Source organism: Streptomyces sp. NPDC018964 (assembly GCF_044390325.1).
GTDB lineage: Bacteria > Actinomycetota > Actinomycetes > Streptomycetales > Streptomycetaceae > Streptomyces.
This window is the reverse complement of record NZ_JBIRYZ010000037.1, coordinates 13,108-30,700: the sequence shown is the minus strand read 5'-3', so window position 1 is coordinate 30,700 and position 17,593 is coordinate 13,108. Positions and strand designations below refer to the sequence as shown.

Here is a 17,593-nt window from a genome sequence, read left to right as displayed (position 1 = left end):
GCCAGTACACCGCCGTGCCCTCCACGGGGGTCAGTCACGGAAACCATGAAGGAGTTGGCTGGCCAGCGCAGGCATCTTGTAGATTCGTATGAACGGAGGTCCGCTGTGGCCTCCCCACCTTCCTCCGGAAACGGGGGGACACGGTCCAGGACACGGCCGGCACCGCTGATCAGCCACCCGACGGGCCCTCTCCGGAAGATCCCTCCACGGGCCACCACAGCCATACAGCCATCGAGACATGAAACGGCGGAGACGAGAATGCGGCTGCGCGCACTGCTGGACACCGACGCGCTGGGCCTGAAGCTGCTCGGCGGCGAGGACGAACTGGAGCGCGGGGTGCGCGGGGTGATGACCACCGACCTGAGGGACCCCAGCCGCTACCTCTCCGGCGGGGAACTGGTGCTCACGGGTCTGGCCTGGCGCCGGGACGCGGCGGACTCCGAGCCGTTCGTACGGATCCTGGCGCAGGCCGGGGTGGCCGCCGTCGCGGCCGGTACGGCGGAGCTGGGCGACGTGCCGGACGACCTGGTGGCGGCCTGCGCGCGGCACCGGCTGCCGTTGTTCGCGGTGCACGAGTCGGTGGCCTTCGCGACCATCACCGAGCACGTCGTGCGGCAGGTGTCCGGCGAGCGCGCCGGGGACCTGGCGGCCGTGGTGGACCGGCACCGGCGGATGATGACCTCCGGTCCGGCGGGCGGCGGCCCGGAGGTCGTGCTCGACCTGCTGGGCTCGGACCTGGACCTGCGGGCGTGGGTGCTCTCGCCCACGGGCCGGCTGATCGCGGGGTCGAAGGCGGCGGGCCCGTCGCTGCCCGCGGACGTGTGCGCGCGGCTCGCCGCGGAGCAGCTGGCGGCCTCCCGCACCGGCCGGCGCGGCCCGCACCGGGTCACGCGGGGCCAGACGACCTACAGCCTCTTCCCGGTGCGCGGCAGCGGGCGTTCCGCGCCGGCGTCGCACGACGCGCGCGAGACGGTGCTGTCGGACTGGGTGCTGGCGGTCGAGGCGGACGCCGGGGACTGGGCCGAGGAGCGGCTGGACCTGCTGCACGGCGTCACCCAGCTGATCGCCGTCGAACGGGATCGCAGGGACGCGGCGCGCACGGTGCGGCGCCGGCTCGCGCAGGAGGTGCTGGAGCTGGTGCAGACGGGCGCCGCGCCCACCGAGATCGCGGCACGGCTGCGGGTGGCCGCGCCGGTGCTGCTGCCCGGGCTCGGGGCCGCGCCGCACTGGCAGGTCGTGGTGGCCCGCGTCGACTGGGACGGCGGGGAGGCCGACGGCGGGCCGGCGGCCCAGGCGCTGCTGGAGGAGATCCTGGTCGACCCGGGGGCCACGGGTCCCGAGCACTCCGACCGCATCGCGGTGGCCCACACCGGCGACGAGGCGGTCGCCCTCGTACCGCTGCCCGCGGTGACCGGCGAGCACGACGGCCCCGGAACCGGCATCCTCGCCGACGCGCTCCTCGCGTCCGTGCGCGACCCGCTCACGGCCGGGCTCGACGGCGACGGCCGGCTCACCCTCGGCGTCTCCGCCGCCGTGCACTCGGCGGAGGGGCTGCGCGGGGCGCTGGAGGAGGCGCGGCACGCCCGGCGCGTGGCCGCGGCCCGTCAGGGCCGGGTCTGCGCGGCCGGCCACCAGGAGCTGGCCTCGCACGTCCTGCTGCTGCCCTTCGTCCCCGACGACGTACGGCGCGCCTTCACCGCCCGCCTCCTGGATCCCCTGCGGGACTACGACCGCCGGCACCGCGCCGAGCTGATCCCCACCCTGGAGGCGTTCCTCGACTGCGACGGTTCCTGGACCCGCTGCGCGTCCCGTCTCCACCTGCACGTCAACACGCTGCGCTACCGCGTCGGCCGCATCGAGCAGCTGACGGGCCGTGACCTGTCCCGGCTGGAGGACAAGCTGGACTTCTTCCTCGCGCTGCGGATGAGCTGAACCCGTGACGAGCTGAACCCGTTCGGACGCGGGCGCGCGGTTCCGGCGCGCGATCGGCGTCCGCGACCCAGGACTTTGTGAAATCCTTCACCCACCCTCTTGGCCGGGCCCGGTGGTTCGTGCTGAGATGCGGCCACCACTCAACAGCTCGATGGCGTGCTCGGGGAGGGCAACGTGGCGCACACCGCCATGTCCGGTGACGGAACGACCGCCGATGACGACCCCCTCCAGACGGCGGTGTGGCGGCTGCGCTCCCGCGCCTGCTGGGCCGACGCCGCCGCCCTGCTCGAACCGGCCGGCCCGGACGCGGCGTTGCAGCGGGCGTCGCTGCTGGTGGAGCGGTGCCTGTACACCGAGGCGGGGTGGGAGGAGGCCGAGGACGCACTGCGCACGGCCGAGGCGTCGGCGCACAGCGACGACGAGCGGGGGGCCGCCGCTTGTGAACGCGGGTACCTGGCCTACGCCGCCACGCTGTTCCGGGTCCGCGACCGTGCCGACGAGGCGCGGGCCGCGCTCGGCCGGGCGGCGGCGCTGATCGCTCCGGGCGCGGCGGGGCGGGCCCTGCTGGACTTCCGGCGCGGGCTGATCGCCGAGAACCTCACCCGGTCGCCGCAGGCGGCGCGGGCCGCGTACCGGCGCGCCCACGCGGGCGCCACCGCGCACGCCGACCCGCTGCTGCTCTCGGCGACCTGGCGTCACCTGGCCGGACTCGCCCTGCGCGACGGCGAGTTGGCGGAGGCCCGGCACGGCTTCGCCGAATCCCTGCGCATCCGGGAGGAGTTGGGCTACCTCGTCGGCACGGCCCCGGCCCTGGTCTCCCTGGCCGAGACGGAGACCGAACCGGAGGCCTCCCGCCTCCGCGAGGAGGCCCGCCGCCTCTTCCGCCTCCTGGGCGGCGTCCCCACCTGGCTGGCCCGCCAACTGGCCCCGCCGTCCCCCGGAACGGCCACGGCATAACGCACCCAGCCCGTCCGGGGGTCCCCCGGACGGGCGAGCCCGAGAACGAGGCCCGCACCATCAGCCCGTCCGGCGTTTGAGGACGAGGCCCGCAGGGCCGACGGGGGTCCGGGGGCGCAGCCCCCGGGGACGGGAAGGGAAGGGGCGGCGGGGGCGAAACAACCCGGCAGCGGCCCCACCGGCCGCCCCCTCGGACCGCCCCGTCGATCAGGCAGCCCCGTCCATCAGACCGCCCCGTCGAAGTGCTCCCCCACCAGCGACCGCACCACGTCCACGTCCCCCGCGATCAACGCGTCCAGCAGAGCCGTGTGCTCATGGGCGTCAGCCACCAGCTCCGCCCGCCCGCGCCCGCCGGAGACACCCCCCACCAGCGGCCACTGCGCCCGCCGGTGAAGGTCCTCGGCGACACGGACCAGCTGCTCGTTGCCGTCGAGCGCGAGCACCGCCCGGTGAAAGGCCCGATCCGCCTCCGCGTACGTCACCCGGCACCCGGACGACGCCGCCCGGACCGTGGCCTCCGCGAGCGGCCGCAGCTCGGCCCACCGCTCGGCGGGCACCGTCCGCGCCAGCCGCATCACCACCGGAACCTCGATCAGCGCCCGGACCTCGGCGAGCTCGGCCAGTTCCCGCGCGCCCCGCTCGACGACCCGGAACCCCCGGTTGGGCACGACCTCCACCGCGCCCTCCAGCGTGAGCTGCTGCATCGCCTCCCGCACGGGCGTCGCGGAAACCCCGAACCGCTCCGCCAGCACAGGCGCCGAGTACACCTCACCGGGCCGCAGGTCACCCGTCACCAGCGCGGTCCGCAGGGCGTCGAGGACCTGCCCGCGTACGGAGGACCGCTGGACGACGGGCCGGGTCCGGGGAGGAGCGGGCTCGCTGTGCGTGTGCTCACCGCGCACCCCACCGCCGTCGGCACAGCTCGGCCGGTCACGCCGGTCACGCTCCCGGTCGATGTCCGCCCCCGTCACCCCCGTCGCCCCCGTCGGCCCCGTCGGCTGCGCGGGGACCCGGAACCGGCCCGCGGCGGCCGGGCCGGTCACCGCGTCCCCCGTCGCTGCGGAGCCCTGCGTGCCCTGCTTCACAAGGTCCTCCTGCGGACGTTTCGGTACTTGAGGTCATTACGGCGGGTTGTCACCTGTCCGTCAAGCACGATAAACGCACGGAGGCACCGGTTCACATCGTCATACCGTTCGATAAGGTGAGGCTTACCTTTATTGCCCTGCTCCTCGAGACGTGAAGGGGTGGCCCCATGCCGGTGCCCGGTTCTGCCGTCGCGGACGCGTACGCCCGCCTGGCGGAGGCGTTCCCCGCCCTGGGCATCACCGAACTCGGCCCCGACGAGGCGGCACCCCGGGGCGGCGGCTGGGTCGCGGCGTCGGAGCTCGCCGAGGGCGGGGCCGGGCTGGAGCGGTTCCTCGCCTGGGACGACACCCAGGTGCTGCGGGACTACGGGCAGCGGGGCCGCCCGGACGTGATCGCCAGTTTCGGTCTGCACCGCTACGCCTGGCCCGTCTGCCTGCTGGTCACCGTGCCGTGGTTCCTGCACCGCCGCGTGCCGTACTACCCCGTGACGCACGTCTCGTTCGACCGTACCGCCGCCGGCCTCGCCGTGGGCCGCATGGCCGTACGGCCCGACGGCTTCGCCTGCCTGCCCGGCGACCCCGCCGCCACGCTGCCCGGCGCCCGGGTGGTGCCCGACGAGGAGGCGCTGCGGGCGGAGGTGCGCCTGGCGGTCGCCCAGCACCTCGAACCCGTGCTGACCGGTTTCGGCCCCCGGATGCGGCGCCGCGGCCGGGCCCTGTGGGGCATGGCGACCGACGAGATCGTCGAGAGCCTGCGCTACGTCTCCCAGCTGCTCGGCGAGGAGGAGCGGGGGCTGCGGGAGCTGGAACTGCTACTGCCGGGCGCGACCGAGCCGTACGTCGGCGCGGCGGTCTTCCACCGGCCGGCCGGACCCGACGGGGAGCCCGCGCCCGCCACCCGGGACCGGGTCAGCTGCTGCATGTTCTACACACTGCGCCCCGCGGACATCTGCGCCACCTGCCCGCGCGCCTGCGCCACCGGGCGGACGGCCGAGCGGGCCACCGCGGCGGTCGCGCAGGCCTGCTGACATCGCGACGGCCGCGCAAGACGACTGACACCGCGACGGTCACGCAAGCCGGCTGACACCGCGTCGGACAGAAGCACCCCCGTCCGACGCGTAAGATCATCCGTTGAGCACGCCACAGAGGTCACAGGAGCTTCACGATTCCCCCACCCGTCGCGGGAACTTTCCGCGGAACCACTCGTACGGGTAATCTTATTCGAACTCAACTCCCGCCCCTCACGCGGTAGTTCGAGCAGAACGCCGCCCTGGGCATCCCCCTCGCACCTCCTTGGCGGCCTCTTGCCCCGAAACCCCCTGAGGGCCGCTGGGATTGGGCCACTATGGCGGGCGTTACACGCCCTATCCCAATGCAAGGGACCCCTTAGATGAGACTGACCGACATATCGCTGAACTGGCTGCTTCCGGGCGTCGTGCTGCTCCTGGGCATGCTGACGGCGGTGGCGGTGCTGGCGCGCGGGAAGCGCTCCTCGGTCAAGAGCACGAGCGCGGACGACTCGTGGGAGCGCAGCGAGGAGCGCCGCAGGCGCAAGGAGGCCCTGTACGGCACCGTTTCCTACGTTCTCCTGTTCTGCTGTGCGGCGGTGGCCGCCGCGCTCTCCTTCCACGGCCTGGTCGGCTTCGGCGAGCAGAACCTCGGCCTGTCCGGCGGCTGGCAGTACCTCGTCCCCTTCGGTCTGGACGGCGCCGCGATGTTCTGCTCGGTGCTCGCCGTGCGCGAGGCCAGCCACGGTGACGCGGCCCTCGGTTCGCGGATACTCGTGTGGACGTTCGCCTTCGCCGCGGCCTGGTTCAACTGGGTGCACGCGCCCCGGGGCATCGGACACGACGGCGCCCCGCACTTCTTCGCGGGCATGTCCCTGTCGGCGGCGGTCCTGTTCGACCGCGCGCTGAAGCAGACCCGCCGGGCCGCCCTGCGCGAACAGGGCCTGGTGCCGCGTCCGTTGCCGCAGATCCGTATCGTCCGCTGGCTGCGCGCCCCCCGGGAGACCTACGGGGCCTGGTCGCTGATGCTGCTGGAGGGCGTGCGCAGCCTCGACGAGGCGGTCGAGGAGGTACGCGAGGAGAAGGCCCGCAAGAGCGACGCGAAGCAGCGCCGGCGGGACCAGCAGCGCGTGGAGCGGGCCCGGCTGAAGGCGATCAGCCGCGGTCACCGCGGTTTCGCGGGCCGTGGCGGTGGACGCGAGCTGGAGGCCTCCACGGTGGAGCGCGACTCCGACCTGGTCTCCGCGGAGCCTGCCATATCGGCGCCGGAGTCCCTGCCCGTCCCCGCGCGTCCCTCCCTGCAGCCGGTGCGCACCGGCGCTGACCCGAAGACCGTCGACCTCACCGCCGAGGACGACACCCAGGCCCTGCCGCGCCTGGACTCCCTGGAGCGCAAGCTCAAGGACCTTGAACAGCAGTTCGGCTGACGGCCCCGCCGCGGCCTGAGGGGTGCGGTCCGTACCCTTCAGGCCGCGTCCGCGCCGAGTTCGAACCAGACGGACTTGCCCACCCGGTGCTTCCTGACGCCCCATCCGTCGGCGAGGGACTCGACCAGCACCAGGCCCCTTCCGTGCGTGCCGTCGTCGGTGCTCGGTGCCCGCGGCCGGGGCTCCCGGTCCACGAAGTCCCGTACCTCGACGCGCAGTACGCGGGGTCCCACCGTGGCCGTCAGGACCGCCTCGTGGTCGGTGTGGACGAGCGCGTTGGTGACGAGTTCGCTGGTGAGCAGTTCCGCGACCGCGGAGCGCTCCGGTGTCCCCCAGTGTCTGAGCAGTTCCCGTAACGCCCTGCGGGACTCGGGCACCGCCCGCAGATCCGCCCGGCCCAGTGTGCGCCTCAGCCGGTCCGCCGAAGCCTGACTTCTCATGACCCCCGCCCACGTGCCGATGTCGATTCCCCCTGTGCTCGAACACCTTCACGGGAATCTTTGCCCGGTCACCCACACGCCAGTCATGCCGGACGGTCACGAACGGTAGTTGGCCGAAGTGCGATGGCCACGCACATGCGCGGGCCCGTCCTCCGGCCCTGCGGAGCGCTTCGCCGCCCCGCGCGTCGCGTCGCGGGCGGAACGCGTGGACCTCCACCGCCGCGGCTCCCCGCGGTGGGGCACGCAGGCGTCCGCGCACGGCGACCGCCGCCGGTACCCGGAGCCGGACCGGTCCTCGCGGGGCCGTACCGGCACGGTCCGCGCCGACGGCACCGGGGGCCCGCCCCGCCACGAGTACGACACCCGGCACCCGGCCGGAAGCCCCGGGCTCGGTGAACCCCCTTACGGGCGGGGCACGTTGCGCAGGTTGGAGCGGGCCATCTGGAGCATCCGGCCGACGCCTCCGTCCAGCACGATCTTGGAGGCGGACAGAGCGAAACCGGTCACCATCTCCTTGCTGATCTTCGGCGGGATGGACAGCGCGTTGGGGTCGGTGACGACGTCGACGAGGGCCGGACCCTTGTGCTTGAACGCCGACTTCAGCGCCCCGGCGAGCTCCTTCGGCTTCTCCACCCGCACCCCGTGGGCGCCGCACGCGCGGGCGACGGCGGCGAAGTCGGGGTTCTTCATGGCGGTGCCGTGCGAGGGCAGTCCGGCGACCAGCATCTCCAGCTCGACCATGCTCAGCGAGGAGTTGTTGAACAGGACCACCTTCACCGGCAGGTCGTACTGCACCAGGGTGAGGAAGTCCCCCATCAGCATGGTGAACCCGCCGTCGCCGGACATCGACACCACCTGCCGGCCGCGGTCGGTGAACTGTGCCCCGATCGCCATCGGCAGCGCGTTCGCCATCGAGCCGTGGGAGAAGGAACCGATCACCCGGCGGCGGCCGTTGGGCGAGAGGTAGCGGGCCGCCCAGACGTTGCACATGCCGGTGTCGACGGTGAACACCGCGTCGTCGTCGGCCAGCTCGTCCAGGACGGACGCCACGTACTCGGGGTGGATCGGCACGTGCTTGTCCACCTTCCGCGTGTACGCCTTCACCACCCCCTCCAGCGCGTCCGCGTGCTTCCTCAGCATCCGGTCGAGGAACTTCCGGTCGTCCTTGACGCGGACCCGCGGTGTCAGACAGCGCAGGGTCTCCTTCACGTCGCCCCACACGGCGAGGTCGAGCTTGGAGCGCCGGCCGAGGTTCTCGGGCCGCACGTCGACCTGGACGATCCTCACGTCGTCGGGGAGGAAGGCGTTGTACGGGAAGTCGGTGCCGAGCAGGATCAGCAGGTCGCACTCGTGGGTGGCCTCGTAGGCGGCGCCGTAGCCGAGCAGTCCGCTCATGCCGACGTCGTACGGGTTGTCGTACTGGATCCACTCCTTGCCGCGCAGGGCGTGCCCGACCGGGGACTTGATCTTGCTCGCGAACTCCATGACCTCGGCGTGCGCGCCCTTGGTGCCGGCACCGCAGAACAGCGTGACCTTCTCCGCCTCGTCGATCATGTCGACGAGGCGGTCGATCTCGGCGTCGCCGGGGCGGACCGTGGGCCGGGAGGTGACGAGGGCGGTCTCCAGGGGCTTCTCGGGGGCGGCGTGGTCGGCGATGTCGCCCGGGAGGGTGACGACGCTGACGCCGGAACGGCCGACGGCGTGCTGGATGGCGGTCTGCAGCAGCCGGGGCATCTGCCGCGGGCTGGAGATCATCTCGCTGTAGTGGCTGCACTCGCGGAAGAGCTGGTCGGGATGGGTCTCCTGGAAGTAGCCGAGGCCGATCTCGCCGGACGGGATGTGGGAGGCGAGGGCGAGGACCGGGGCCATGGAACGGTGGGCGTCGTAGAGGCCGTTGATGAGGTGGAGGTTGCCGGGCCCGCAGGAGCCGGCGCAGGCGCCCAGTCTGCCGGTGATCTGGGCCTCGGCGCCGGCGGCGAAGGCGGCGGTCTCCTCGTGCCGGACGTGGATCCAGTCGATGGCGGGGTTGCGGCGCACGGCGTCGACGACGGGGTTGAGGCTGTCACCGACGACGCCGTAGAGGCGTTTGACCCCCGCGCGGGTGAGGATGTCGACGAACTGTTCCGCGACGTTCTGTTTGGCCATGGTTTCCCGTCTGCCCCTCCGGTGCCGAAGATGCCTGACGGGTTCCATGAATTCACACGATGTGCGCTCACGCCTCCCAGACGGCGACGGCCGTACGGTCGTCCGCGTATCCCTTGACGCGTACCTGGGTGTCGGCGAGGAATGCGGCGAGGCCGGGTGGTTCGGGGCGGGACCACCGGTCGGCGAGGTGCGCGCGGAGCTCCCGTTCGCCGCGCAGGGGGTCGGCGAGGCCGGTGCCGCACATCAGCAGGGTGTCACCCGGGCGGGCGATGGAGGTGCGGAAGCGGAAGGGTTCGCGGGGCGGTTCGGGGGCGGGCTCGTACGGGCTCGGGGGTGTGGGGATGCCCAGGTCCATGGTGAGGTGGTCGCCGTCGGGGGTCTCGGAGGGCGGCGAGCCGAAACCGACCACGGGTTCGCCCCTGAGCTCGGTGGGCTCGGGTTCGATGTCCTGCCACGCGCCGTCCCGCAGCCGGAACAGTCCGCCGGGGCCGACGCCGAAGAAGACCCGGGTGCGGCATTCGGGGTCGGCGGACAGGAGGAGGCAGCGCAGGGTGGCCGCGTAGGCGTCGGGTTCGAGGCCCCGGTCGGCCGCGGCGGCGCGGAGCCTGCCGAGGCTGCGGTCGGTGAGGCGGTGCAGGCCGGACTTGAGGTCGCCGCGCCGGGCGGCCCTGATGTCGTCGGCGAGGCGGGCGTGGCTGCGGCCCACCGCCTCGCCGATCCACCGGCAGGCCTCGGCGGCGGCCCGGTGGGCGCCGGGCGCGGTGCGGGCGCCGGTCGCCAGCGCCACGAGGACGAGGGCCCGCTCCCCCGTTCCGAACCGGGCGGTCAGCAGCGCGTCGCGGCGCGGTTCGCCCCGGTAGCGCGCGGAGTCCCCGCGCACGGAGGCGGCGCGCAGGGTGCAGGCGCCGTAGCGGGCCCCGTCCAGCACGGTGTCGGGGACCAGGCCGTCCAGTTCGTCGGGGTCGGCCGGCGGGAGGGCGGTGGGCTCGGGGTCGTAGGTGGGCGGCCGGGATCCCACGTGGGCGCGGGAGGGGAGCGGGCCCGGGAGCGGTTCGAGGCGGGAGGGGCGGGGGGCGGACGCGTCCGCGGGCTCCGGGGCCGGCGGGGCCGCGGGCGGGGGCTCGGTGGCGGGGGTCCAGGGGCCGAAGGCCGTGCCGGAGGTGGAGGCGGCCGGGGGCCGTGACGGTTGCGGCCGGGGCGGGCGGACGTCCCTCGGGGGGAAGGTCACCGGGCCCGCGGCCGCGGCGGTCGGGGGTTCCCAGGGAGCGCGGGACGGGGGGTCGACGGGGCGTGGTGGGAGATCCGCCGGTGCGGTGGGGTCGACGGGGCGCGGCGGGAGGTCCGCCGCTGCGGCGGGGTCGGCCGGGCGGGGGCCAGGGACCGTCGGGGCAGGGGGTGGGCCGGCCGGGGCGGGCGGTGGGCCGGCCGGGGCGGGCGGTGGGCCGGCCGGGGCGGGCCCGCCCGCGTCGAGCGTGCCGGACGCCGAGGCGAAGCGGTCGTCCAGGGAATCGGGCGCCGGTGCGGGGCCCGTGTCGTCGGTGGCGTCGTCGTACAGCTGCCGCCACCAGTCGTCCTCGGGACCGGTGGGCCTTCCCCCCTGCTGGCTCATGACCCCGATTGTCCACCGCGCGGGCCGGTTGGGAACGGGGCATCGGGAAAATCCCCGCTCCGCGTCGCGCCCCGGACGGCCGGTCGGGTGAACGGCGGGACGGCTGTGCGAAGAGGGCGTCGCGGCCCGTTTCCGTCCTGCGCCGCTTCCTGTGCTCCTGCACCCTGGAGGAATGGGAGCGTGGGACCTCCTGCTCGCCGGACTGGTGCTCCTGCTCGGACTGTGGGGAGTGCTACTGCCGGGGGTGCCCGGGTCGTGGCTGGTGTGGGCCGGGGTCCTGTGGTGGGCGCTGAAGGATCCGCGGCCCGTCGCGTGGTGGGTGCTGGTGGGGGCGACCGTGGTGCTGTTCCTGTCCCAGGTGGTGCGCTGGGCGCTGCCGCCCCGCCGGCTGCGGGCGGGCGGCGACGACGGCCGGATGCTGGCGTACGCGGGCTGGGGCTCGTTCGCCGGCTTCGTCCTGCTGCCCGTGATCGGCGCGGTCCCGGGCTTCCTCACCGGGGTCTACCTCTTCGAGCGGCTCCGCCTCGGCCGCCGCGGCGAGGCGGTCACGGCGGCGCGCACGGCGCTGCGCTCAGGTGGCTGGAGCGTGCTGACGGAGCTGTTCGCCTGTCAGCTGATCACGGCGGCGTGGCTGGGCGCGGTGTTCTGGGGCTGACTCCCCCGGTTCACGGCAGCGGCACGCCCTCGTGGGTGAGCAGCCGCACCTTGCGCTCCAGCCCGCCGGCGTATCCGGTCAGCGAGCCGTCGGCGCCGATCACCCGGTGGCAGGGGCGGACGATGAGCAGCGGGTTCGCGCCGATCGCGCCGCCGACGGCCCGCACGGCGGCGCGGGGCGCGCCGATCCGGGCCGCGATCTCGCCGTAGGACACGGTCTTCCCGTAGGGGACGTCGTCGAGGGCGGCCCACACCTTCTCCCGGAACGGGGTGCCGGTGGCGCTCACGGCCAGCCGGAACTCCCTGAGGTCGCCGGCGAAGTACGCGGTGAGCTGCCGCTCGGCCTCGCGGAACGGTCCGGGGTCCCGCCGCCAGTCGTCCGCCGGCGTGCGTCCGCCCTCCTGTCCGGGCACGGACAGCGAGGTCAGCTCGCCGGTCGGGGCGGCGGTGAGCAGCAGCGGCCCGACGGGGCTGTCCACACGCGTCCAGTACGTGGTCGCGGTCGTGCTCGTGCTCGTGCTCGTGACTGTCATGGATACTCCAACTCCCCTGCGACGCGCAGGTGGTTCAGGGCGTACGAGCGCCAGGGGCGCCAGCTGTCGGGAACGCCGGGTCCGGGCGGGGCCGCGTCCGGGTCGCCGAGCGCGCGGGTGCGGATCCCGGCGATCGTACGGGCGTCGAGGCCGGGGACGGCGGCCAGGGCGGCCGCGGCCTCGTCCCGGTCGGCGCCGGGTCCGAGGCGTAGGGTGCCGTCGGCGAGGGCGGCGGTGAGCGCGCCCGGGGTGCCGTCGGGCTCGGCCCCGGCGAGGACGGCGGCTTCGGGGAACAGGTGGGTGAGGGTGCCGCACGGGGCGTCGAGCCGCTTGCCGTACCGCTGGACCAGCCGTGCGGCCTCGTCCCGGCCCACCAGCGCGCGCACCGCCAGCTCCTCCGGGTCGGCCGCTCCCGGTGAGCGCAGTCCGGGCCGGGCGGCGACCAGCGGGGCGAGCCGGGTGTCGGCGCCGAGCCGTTCGTCGACGGCGTACGGGTCGGCGTCCAGGTCGAACAGCCGTCGCAGGCGTTGTACGGCGGTGGTCAGGTCGCGGGGGTCGGTGAGGTGGACGCGGGCGTCGAGCCAGCCGCCGGGGTGGGCGCCCCGCCCGGTGTGCGGGCGTTCGTCGACGGCGGCGATGCCGGTGCCGTGGGGCAGGCGCAGGGTGCGCCGGTAGGTGCGGGTGCCCGGGGTGCCGCTCACGTCCTCGACGCCGGGGACGGCCTCGCGTTCCAGCAGGTCGAAGACGGGTCCCGCCTGGTAGGGGCCGCGGTGGGCGAGCCGCAGGGGGATCCCGGCGGACGGGGTGGCGGTGCGCGCCCGGCCCCGGTGGGGCGCGGAGGCGCGCAGTTCGCTGGGGGTGGTGGCGTACACGGCCCGTACGGTGGCGTTGAACTGCCGCACGCTGGCGAATCCGGCGGCGAAGGCGATCTCGGTGACCGGAAGCCCTGTGGTCTGCAGGAGGACGCGGGCGGCGTGCGCCCGCTGGGCGCGGGCGAGCGCGACGGGCCCGGCGCCGAGCTCGCCGGTGAGCTGGCGCTGCACCTGGCGGGCGCTGTAGCCGAGCCGTGCGGCGAGTCCGGCGACGCCCTCGCGGTCGACGACGCCGTCGGCGATCAGCCGCATGGCCCGGCCGACGACGTCGGCCCGCACGTTCCACTCGGCGGAGCCGGGCACGGCGTCCGGGCGGCAGCGCCGGCAGGCGCGGAACCCGGAGCCCTGCGCGGCGGCGGCGGTCGTGAAGAACCGCACGTTGGGCCGTTTCGGGGTGACGGCGGGGCAGCTGGGCCGGCAGTAGATCCCGGTCGTCTCGACGGCGAAGAAGAACACCCCGTCGAACCGGGCGTCCCGGCTGCGCACCGCCTCGTACCTGCTGTCCTCGTCCTTCACACCGTCCAGTCTCCGCCGGCCGGGAGGTCCCGGCTGGCGGAAATCGGACATGGAGGTGGGCTAGCGCAGGCGGCCCCGCTTGGCCTCCATCGCCGCCTTGCCGATGGCGCTCTTGCGCTTCCAGTCCTTGCGGATCTCCGCGCGGAGCCTGGCGTCGGTCTTGGCGACGATGTACTGGTTCTCCCGGAGCAGCTTGCGGTAGCTCTCCAGGCGGCGCTGCGGCAGGTCGCCGCTCTCGACGGCGTCGAGGACCGCGCAGCCCGGTTCGCTCTCGTGGGCGCAGTCCTGGAACCGGCAGTCCTCGGCGAGCTCCTCGATCTCGGTGAACACCTGGCCGACGCCGGCTCCGGCGTCCCACAGGCCGACGCCCCTGAGGCCCGGGGTGTCGATGAGGACTCCCCCGCCGGGCAGCGCCAGCAGGTTGCGGGTGGTCGTGGTGTGCCGGCCCTTGCCGTCGACGTCCCGGGTGGCCTGTACGTCCATGACGTCCTCGCCGAGGAGCGCGTTGGCCAGGGTGGACTTGCCCGCGCCGGACTGTCCGAGCAGCACCGACGTGCCGCCGGCGGTGATCGCGGCGAGGACGTCGAGTCCGTCCCCGTCCATCGCGCTGACGGTGAGCACCGGCACGCCCGGCGCGCTGGTCTCCACGTCCTGGACGAGGTGTGCGCGGGTCACCGCGTCCGGCACGAGGTCGGCCTTGGTGAGGACGACCACCGGCTGCGCCCCGGACTCCCAGGCGAGCGCGAGGAAGCGTTCGATGCGGGCCAGGTCGAGTTCGACGGCGAGCGAGACGGCGACGACGGCGTGGTCGACGTTGGCGGCGAGGATCTGCCCCTCGGACCGCTTGGAGGAGGTGGAGCGCACGAAGGCGGTACGGCGCGGCAGGTACGCGCGGACGTAGCGCGGGTTCCCGCCGGGTTCGACGGCGACCCAGTCGCCCGTGCACACGACCCGCAGGGGGTCGTGCGGGGTGACGAAGGCGGTGTCGGCGCGCAGGGTGCCGCCGGCGGTGACGACGTCGCACTGGCCGCGGTCGACCCGGATCACACGGCCGGGCAGCAGCCCTTCCGCGGCGTGGGGGGCGAACGCGTCCGCCCAGGCGTCGTCCCAGCCGTAGGGGGCGAGCGCGGAGGAGACGGAGGTGGAACTGGAACTCAAGGGGGTGACCCTTCAGGTGGGTGGCCCCGGCGGCCGCGCGTACGCATCCGTACGCGGACGGGAAAGGGTGAGGTCAGCCGGTGGCCACGGAGGTGGACGTGATGGATTCCTGAATGCGGGCAGCGCCCAGCGCAATGACAGCCATCGGTCGACACCTCCTCACTCCACGAACGGTCCCGGTACGGCGGCGCACGGCCACCGTGTGTTCCGTGGTCACAGTAGCCCGTCGGCTCCCCGGCCCGTCAATTTGTTTTCCGGGCTCCCGCGTCACACGGTCGCGCAGGCGTGGCCGTCGAGCGTGAATCCGGACGGCGGGTGGTTCGTGCCGTCGTGGGAGGCGAGGAAGCCGAAGGAGAGTTCCCCGCCGGCGGCGACCGACCTGTTGTAGCCGGTGGCGGTGGCGGTGACGTGAGGGCCGTCCTGGTCGAGCGAGGCGTCCCACATCTGGGTGATCCGCTGGCCGTCGGGGAGGGTGAAGCCGACGCGCCAGGAGTCGAGGGGGTCCCGGGTGGTGACGGTGACGGTGGCCTGGAAGCCGTCGGGCCACTCGTTGACCAGGTCGTAGTCGGCCCGGCAGGCGGCCGGTTCGCCGTCGGCGGTGGCGGTGGTGGCGGTGGCGGAGGAGGTGCCCTGCGGTTCGGGGTCGGGGTCCTTCCGGTCCGGGGAGGGCTTCGGGGACGCGGTGTCCGGGGGGACCGTGGGCGTGGAGGTCGGGGAGGGTTCGGGGTCGGCCACCGGTTGCCGGTCGGTGTCGGGGCGTGCGGCGCCCTCGTCGGCCGTGTCGCCGAACGGCATCAGGGAGACCGCGAGCGCGAGGAGGGAGACCAGGAGGGCGGCGACCAGCAGGCCGTGCCGGGCGACGCGCGTCCTGCCCGTGCCGTCCGCCGGGCCGTCGGCGTCCGTGTCGGCCCGGTCGGGGCGTCCGGCCCCGAGCCGCGCCTCGGCGGCGCGGCGGCGGCGTTCCAGGTAGGCGAGGCCGCCCCAGCCGATCACCCCGCCGGTCAGCGCGCCGGGCAGTCCCCCGCCGTGCAGCCGCAGACAGGCGGCTGCCTCGGCGCACGGCACACAGGTGGCGAGGTGCCGGGAGAGGTCGTCGGGGGTGTCCGCGGCGGGCGAGCGGGTGACGGCGTCGAGGAGCCTGGCGTAGCTGCGGCACTCGGCGTCCAGGGGCGAGTCGAGGTGGTTGCGGTGGCAGCGGTCCCGGAACAGGCGTCCGACCTGGGCGAGTTCATCGGCGGCGGTGGCGGGGTCGAGGCCGAGCCGGCGGGCCACCAGGGGCAGCGGCAGGGACTCCGCCTCGGCCAGCCAGAGCAGTTCGGCGTCCGCCGGCTGCAGATCGCGCAGTCCGCGCAGGGCGACCGGGCGTTCCAGTGGCGGGCCGGTGTAGCGGGCGGCCTGGCCGGAGTGGAGCCACAGCCGCAGGTCGGGGTCGAGCCTGTGGCCCCGGCCCGCCTCTTCCCAGGCGGCCGCCGTGTCGCGGACCGCCGTCAGCAGCAGGGGTATCCGGGGCAGCCGGGAGGGTCGGCGGCCGCGGACGCCGCCCGACTCGGTCGCGCGCAGCTCCCGTATGCCCTGTGCGAAGGCCTCGCGGGCCAGTTCCGCCGCGGCGGCGGACCCGGCCGTGCACAGGTCGGCGTAGGAGAGCGCCGCGTCCCAGCACTCGGAGAACAGCGCCGCCTCGGCGGCGTCCTGGGGGCTCGGCAGGTCGGGCATGGGACTCCCGCATCACGAACGAGGTCAACTCGCCATAGGGGCAGTGGAGTTGGGGAAACCTCGCGGCAGTGGCAGAGCTTTTCACGTTCCCGCCACAACTGACAAGCGCTTCCCTCACTTTGCGTGGCGGTGCGACCACCCCTCGCGGGGACCCTACGCACGGAAGGCCGGAACGTCTCGGTTCCGGCCTTCCCGATCTCCTGCGCGCGGTGTCTCAGACCGTCTCGGCGGACTCCCGCGCCGGGAGGCTGTCCATGAAGGAGCTGACGGAGAACACCGCGTTGCCGGGTCCGGGCGGGCCGTAGCCGGGGGGCGAGGAGAGGCCGAAGTCCTCCATGGTCTGCCGGTACGCCTGGAGGAGACGGATGTGGTACTCCAGCGGGGCACCCTGCGGGTTGGCCTTGCCGAGCGGGGTGGTGGGCTCCGGGCACCATGTGGTGAAGCGGGGCGTGATGCCGTGCGACATGAAGAAGCGCAGGCCCTCGGTGGTGGAGGCGATGGCCTCGTCGACCGTCTTGAAGCCGAAGGGCTCGGCCATCTCCACGCCGGCCACGAAGTTCGGGATCACGTTGCGCGCGCCGAAGATCTCCGCGGAGTCGAGGATGCGCTTGTGCCACTCGTCGCGGCCGACGTAGCGCTCCTTGCCGGGGCAGTACATCTTGAACAGGTACTCGTCCCACACCTCGTAGTTGGGGTGGTAGATCTGCACGCCGTAGTCCTTGAAGCGCTGCACGTCGTCCCTGGGCAGCGCCTGGGCGACGACCTTGCCGATCCAGCGGCCGGGGAAGCGCTCCTCGATGGCCTTGGCGTAGTGGCCGTAGAAGTCGGCCTCGTCACGTCCGGAGACGGTCTTGGTGATGGCGCCGCCGGTGAGGGTGTAGGCGGTGGACGCCTTCGCCGTGTCGTACCGGTCGATGATCTCGAGGGCCTCAAGGACCTCCTCGACGTCCTTCACCCCGGTGTAGGGCCGGCCGGCCGCCTTGTGCTGGCGCCAGTTGTGATTGATGTCGCAGTACTGGCACTCCTCCTTGGCGCCGAAGTACTGGCAGACCCGGAAGACGGTCAGGTAGATCAGGTAGCCCCACTGGATGGTGGGGGCGACCTCCATGACCGACTTCCCGTTGGAAAGCTTGTGCCGGTAGTACTCGGGCATGGGCGGCACGCCGACGTCCGAGATCCGCCTGCCGTCGAGGTAGAGGCCGAGCACGCCGTGCTCGTCGGCGGCGACGCGGTAGGGGGAGGCCGGGTTCACGCGGACCGAGACGACCGTGCGGCGCAGGTCGTACGGGCCGCCGGTGAGGATGATCTCCTCCGGCGGGCGGCGCAGCGCCGCCTCGCCCAGCTCGGGCAGGGTGCCGTGGTCGAAGGAGAAGATGAAGTACGACTTCGGTTTGACCTCACCGCCCTCGTTGTCACTGAGCGCGGACGGGTCGAAGGCCACACCGCCGCGCAGCAGGTCCTCCTTGAAGACGGCTTCGCGCGGCACGTGCGGGAACCGCTCCATCAGATCCTCGACCAGCGCGGTACGGCTGCCCATCCCGTTGT

General features: G+C 74.0%; 14 protein-coding genes. 5 read left to right on the top strand and 9 right to left on the bottom strand.

From position 1 onward, the window contains the following. Positions 1–258 precede the first annotated feature (258 nt). Positions 259–1,932, top strand: a complete 1,674-nt coding sequence (locus ACH5AO_RS35595) for a PucR family transcriptional regulator (protein WP_398932060.1) — start codon at positions 259–261, stop codon at positions 1,930–1,932. Positions 1,933–2,121: 189 nt separating this feature from the next. Next, positions 2,122–2,889 carry a hypothetical protein gene (locus ACH5AO_RS35590; protein WP_398932100.1) on the top strand — a complete coding sequence of 256 codons (768 nt, stop codon included), beginning with the start codon at positions 2,122–2,124 and terminating at the stop codon, positions 2,887–2,889. A gap of 224 nt (positions 2,890–3,113) precedes the next feature. Here the strand turns inward: ACH5AO_RS35590 and ACH5AO_RS35585 are convergent, their stop codons facing one another. Beyond that, positions 3,114–3,974, bottom strand: a complete 861-nt coding sequence (locus tag ACH5AO_RS35585) for a GntR family transcriptional regulator (RefSeq protein ID WP_398932058.1) — start codon at positions 3,972–3,974, stop codon at positions 3,114–3,116. A gap of 167 nt (positions 3,975–4,141) precedes the next feature. Between ACH5AO_RS35585 and ACH5AO_RS35580 the strand changes: the two genes are divergently transcribed. Beyond that, a complete protein-coding gene (locus ACH5AO_RS35580; RefSeq protein WP_398932056.1) occupies positions 4,142–5,002 on the top strand; it encodes a (2Fe-2S)-binding protein in 861 nt (286 codons plus the stop codon). Positions 5,003–5,364: 362 nt separating this feature from the next. Further along, on the top strand, positions 5,365–6,408 hold the full coding sequence (locus ACH5AO_RS35575; protein ID WP_398932054.1) for a DUF2637 domain-containing protein: 1,044 nt from the start codon (positions 5,365–5,367) through the stop codon (positions 6,406–6,408). Between the two features lie 38 nt (positions 6,409–6,446). Here the strand turns inward: ACH5AO_RS35575 and ACH5AO_RS35570 are convergent, their stop codons facing one another. From ACH5AO_RS35570 to ACH5AO_RS35560, 3 genes are all read right to left on the bottom strand, one after another. Continuing rightward, positions 6,447–6,848, bottom strand: a complete 402-nt coding sequence (locus ACH5AO_RS35570) for an ATP-binding protein (protein WP_398932052.1) — start codon at positions 6,846–6,848, stop codon at positions 6,447–6,449. Positions 6,849–7,250: 402 nt separating this feature from the next. Then, positions 7,251–8,993, bottom strand: coding sequence for a pyruvate dehydrogenase (locus tag ACH5AO_RS35565; protein ID WP_398932050.1), 1,743 nt, complete (start codon positions 8,991–8,993; stop codon positions 7,251–7,253). 67 nt (positions 8,994–9,060) lie between these two features. Beyond that, positions 9,061–10,602, bottom strand: a complete 1,542-nt coding sequence (locus ACH5AO_RS35560) for a protein phosphatase 2C domain-containing protein (RefSeq protein ID WP_398932048.1) — start codon at positions 10,600–10,602, stop codon at positions 9,061–9,063. A gap of 172 nt (positions 10,603–10,774) precedes the next feature. Here ACH5AO_RS35560 and ACH5AO_RS35555 point away from each other — a divergent pair, with 172 nt between their 5' ends. Then, the gene (locus ACH5AO_RS35555; protein WP_398932046.1) at positions 10,775–11,257 is read left to right on the top strand and encodes a DUF456 domain-containing protein; all 483 of its coding nucleotides are present in this window, start codon (positions 10,775–10,777) and stop codon (positions 11,255–11,257) included. Positions 11,258–11,267: 10 nt separating this feature from the next. Here ACH5AO_RS35555 and ACH5AO_RS35550 read toward each other — a convergent pair whose 3' ends face one another. From ACH5AO_RS35550 to ACH5AO_RS35530, 5 genes are all read right to left on the bottom strand, one after another. Further along, complete coding sequence (locus ACH5AO_RS35550) at positions 11,268–11,789, bottom strand: methylated-DNA--[protein]-cysteine S-methyltransferase (protein WP_398932044.1); 522 nt, start codon at positions 11,787–11,789, stop codon at positions 11,268–11,270. Then, on the bottom strand, positions 11,786–13,228 hold the full coding sequence (locus ACH5AO_RS35545) for a bifunctional transcriptional activator/DNA repair enzyme AdaA (protein ID WP_398932042.1): 1,443 nt from the start codon (positions 13,226–13,228) through the stop codon (positions 11,786–11,788). The genes ACH5AO_RS35550 and ACH5AO_RS35545 overlap by 4 nt, the downstream gene beginning before the upstream one ends. Before the next feature lie 9 nt (positions 13,229–13,237). Next, on the bottom strand, positions 13,238–14,335 hold the full coding sequence (rsgA, locus tag ACH5AO_RS35540; RefSeq protein ID WP_398932040.1) for a ribosome small subunit-dependent GTPase A: 1,098 nt from the start codon (positions 14,333–14,335) through the stop codon (positions 13,238–13,240). A 267-nt stretch (positions 14,336–14,602) separates the two neighbouring features. Continuing rightward, entirely contained in the window at positions 14,603–16,048 is a 1,446-nt protein-coding gene (locus tag ACH5AO_RS35535; protein ID WP_398932038.1) for a cellulose binding domain-containing protein, read from the bottom strand. 214 nt (positions 16,049–16,262) lie between these two features. Continuing rightward, positions 16,263–17,585, bottom strand: coding sequence for a radical SAM protein (locus ACH5AO_RS35530; RefSeq protein WP_398932037.1), 1,323 nt, complete (start codon positions 17,583–17,585; stop codon positions 16,263–16,265). Positions 17,586–17,593 lie beyond the last annotated feature (8 nt).